The organism is Pseudomonas putida (assembly GCF_002906855.1).
Taxonomy (GTDB): Bacteria; Pseudomonadota; Gammaproteobacteria; order Pseudomonadales; family Pseudomonadaceae; genus Aquipseudomonas; species Aquipseudomonas putida_N.
The window spans coordinates 1-2,758 of record NZ_MINI01000042.1 but is presented as its reverse complement, the minus strand read 5'-3'; the positions used below and the strand labels follow the sequence as shown (position 1 = coordinate 2,758).

5 protein-coding genes are annotated in these 2,758 nt (G+C 53.4%); 1 reads left to right on the top strand and 4 read right to left on the bottom strand.

Annotated features, from left to right (window positions below; translation table 11 throughout):
- The coding region (locus BGP85_RS22165) for an MOSC domain-containing protein (RefSeq protein ID WP_181005071.1) at positions 1-453 on the top strand (453 nt) is incomplete at its 5' end.
- A gap of 105 nt (positions 454-558) precedes the next feature.
- On the opposite strand, the gene BGP85_RS22160 is transcribed toward BGP85_RS22165, so the two are convergent.
- From BGP85_RS22160 to BGP85_RS22140, 4 genes are all read right to left on the bottom strand, one after another.
- Positions 559-1,071 (bottom strand): RES family NAD+ phosphorylase, encoded by a 513-nt coding sequence (locus BGP85_RS22160; protein WP_219811578.1) that lies wholly within the window; start codon positions 1,069-1,071, stop codon positions 559-561.
- Positions 1,064-1,414, bottom strand: coding sequence for an MbcA/ParS/Xre antitoxin family protein (locus BGP85_RS22155; RefSeq protein WP_103466536.1), 351 nt, complete (start codon positions 1,412-1,414; stop codon positions 1,064-1,066). Before BGP85_RS22155 ends, BGP85_RS22160 begins: the two co-directional genes overlap by 8 nt.
- A 564-nt stretch (positions 1,415-1,978) precedes the next feature.
- Entirely contained in the window at positions 1,979-2,347 is a 369-nt protein-coding gene (locus BGP85_RS22145; protein ID WP_004444360.1) for an HVO_A0114 family putative DNA-binding protein, read from the bottom strand.
- The coding region (locus BGP85_RS22140; RefSeq protein WP_219811577.1) for a toxin-antitoxin system TumE family protein at positions 2,344-2,758 on the bottom strand (415 nt) is incomplete at its 5' end. The genes BGP85_RS22145 and BGP85_RS22140, both read right to left, overlap by 4 nt.

Sequence of the window (2,758 nt, the reverse complement as noted above, 5' to 3'; positions counted from 1 at the left end):
GTGCATTTCGGATTTGAAGTGGAGATCGGCAGTTATGCCGAGGCGGATCCTCTGGCACCCTCTGTTCCGCAAATCAGAAATCGCTATTCGGTATCGCCCCTGCATTTAGTGACTACCTCCTCGTTGTGCAAACTGCAGCGGATGACGCCACAAAGCACTATCGACCGACTGCGTTTTCGTCCCAACATCCTACTTGAAACGGAAGACATGTCCGGCTTTTCAGAATTTAGCTGGATCGGCGACGCCATCAGTTTCGGCGCAGTTGAGGTCACGGTGACGGAAACGACAAAACGCTGTGGCATGACACTTATCGCCCAGCCGGAGCTGAAGGAGCAGCCTGAAATCCTGCGAACGATGCTGAGAAACACCAGTCGCGCGCTTGGCATTTATTGTGAGCCCAGAACAACAGGCCGTATTGAGATCGGCACTACTGGAAGAAAACACGTCGGGTAGCTAGTTGTCTGCGGTTAGATGCGACGGCGGATTTTCAATTAATTGACCCATTATAATGGGTGTTTTAGATGCATTCTTGCCGCCCACGGAGATTTCACAGCGGTTTCAGCGTGACAAGCGCTGCTCATCATCGATTAGGATCAACTGATGTGAAACGGTGTCTCCCCATGTCCAAAGGACGACGTTCAGGTCGATATCAGTCGCCCCCGGAGCAAAGCTCCTGACGATCAAACCGCAAAAGCCCTCGTTTTTCAGAGACCGGGCAAGACGTTGTGTGGGGGCTTCACCGAACACATTCATGTCATCTCGCCAAGTCGGGGTGCTGAGAGTTTGACCGTCAATACCATGATCATGAAGCAGGGCGCCATCGCGAGTATCAAACAGGGGTGTGATGTCGGCATCGTAGGAGACAACAGTTGTAGGCTGTAAGCTGCCCGCCTGATTTGCTTCCTTCAATGCCGTGATGACTGTCACTGACGTGTAGAGTGCAGGCATGCCTTTTGGATTGAATCTGCCGCCATAAATCTCGGCACCTCGCCCGGAGAGCGGCTCACGAGCGAAAACGGGATTAAGCGCTCGGTAGAGTTTACCCTGGTAGTGCATCAGGCCGTCAGGCATGCACGCCAGCGTCTATCGCGTCGATGTACTCGAGTACTTCGTGAGCGCGCCCGTCTCGGACGAGCTGCATTGCTGTGTGGCCTGAAAAGCCTGAGAGAGGCTCTGAACGATACCAGGCATATGCCATGAGTGCAGATCCGAAACGGGCCTCCACCTTGTTGATGACTTCGATCATTTCGCGCAGTCGCCGTTGGGTCTTGTCCGACTTGATGCGTTCTTTGCGCTGTACGGAATCTTTGCCCAACCCGGCACTGCGTGCGATATCGTCACTTGTTGTATGAAGGACGTCGGCGATTTTTCTTGGCGCGAACAGCCCTTTGTCAGCATATTGTGCGAGAGCCATGATCGTCTCCTTTGATAAGCCAGAGATACTGACGTAATATAGCGTCAAAATTACAGGCGTTCAAGGTGTGGGCTCCTCTTATAGCTGCAAGCCGCTATACATTCATGCTGGATGCCGTCGCCATGAACGTTCGTGCAGCGGTTGCCTCCAAGTTGGGCACCGAGACGCAAACCGTGTTCCGCAGCCGCACTAGGAAGCCCCCGCCATGCGGTCAGAAGTGGTGCTCCCACTGTCGCTGGAAGCAAGGAAACTATCGGGAAATCCACCCCTTAGCCAAAGTTTGTCCATTGCATTTGCCGGCACTTCCAATCCATCGATAGGCTGCATTTCAAGATATGCTATGCGGCCAGCCAGTGTTTCTCCAGATTGTTTGAGATCGATGGAAGCCGAGCCGAGTAGCAGGAACTGACCGGTGCGCCGTCCGGCGGCGATCGCGATCGATCAAGCCCCGCAGAGTCTGGAACACGTTAGGCAGACGATGAACTTCGTCGGAAACCCTCGCCGTCGACATCTTAAGGGCCTCGATCATATTGACCCGGCGATGGTTTGCGTTGCGGTCCCTGATCAGGCTGCCGCTCTGAGGTCGAAATTCGCGTGGATGACTTCGTAGGGTACGTGAACCTTTCCGTCTTCGGTTTGTTCGAATATACCCCAGTCCGACAATGCGGACACGTCCTCGTGGACACGCTTAACGTCACGTTCGACGGATCGGGCAAGTCCGCGTATGCTCGATGGACCGATCTTCTGAAGATGTTCAATCAATTCCCACCTTTTGGGGGTGATGACAGAAAAAAGCTGTGCGGGCGACGAAAAGGTGAAGACTGCCACGGGCTCTGAGGGATTGCCTGAACGCATGGCGTTCGTTGCCCTTTCAAAAACCTCATTGAGGGCAGCTTCGCTGTCTGCTCTGATTTGAATCAAGGCTTCTCTCATGGCTTCTTCCTCCTCTTGATTATCTCCTTCCGAAAGTCGGACAGGAGGGCATCGGTCGTTGTGAACATGTAAGGATGCTCGTCGCCGTCGAGATGGCAATGATCGCCTTTGCCGCGTTCGTTGTCGAAACCGACGATGCGCCGACCATCCTTGCCAAAAAACAGTCGATACTTGAACAGGTGCGTGCTACCGGGAACGGGTTCTGGCACCTTCCACACGACGATCTCGACAATCGCACCATCTGGCAAAACAGTTTTCGAACGTTCCACAAGTACCGCGGCAATCATGTTGTCGTTTATGCCATCACAACACGCTGTTGTCAAGGATGCCAACGCAGCTTTGAGGTTGTTTTGGCGGCGGGTTGCAGGATGTTTATGCTTGGAATATTTTACTGATTCACCTGCTTTAAAT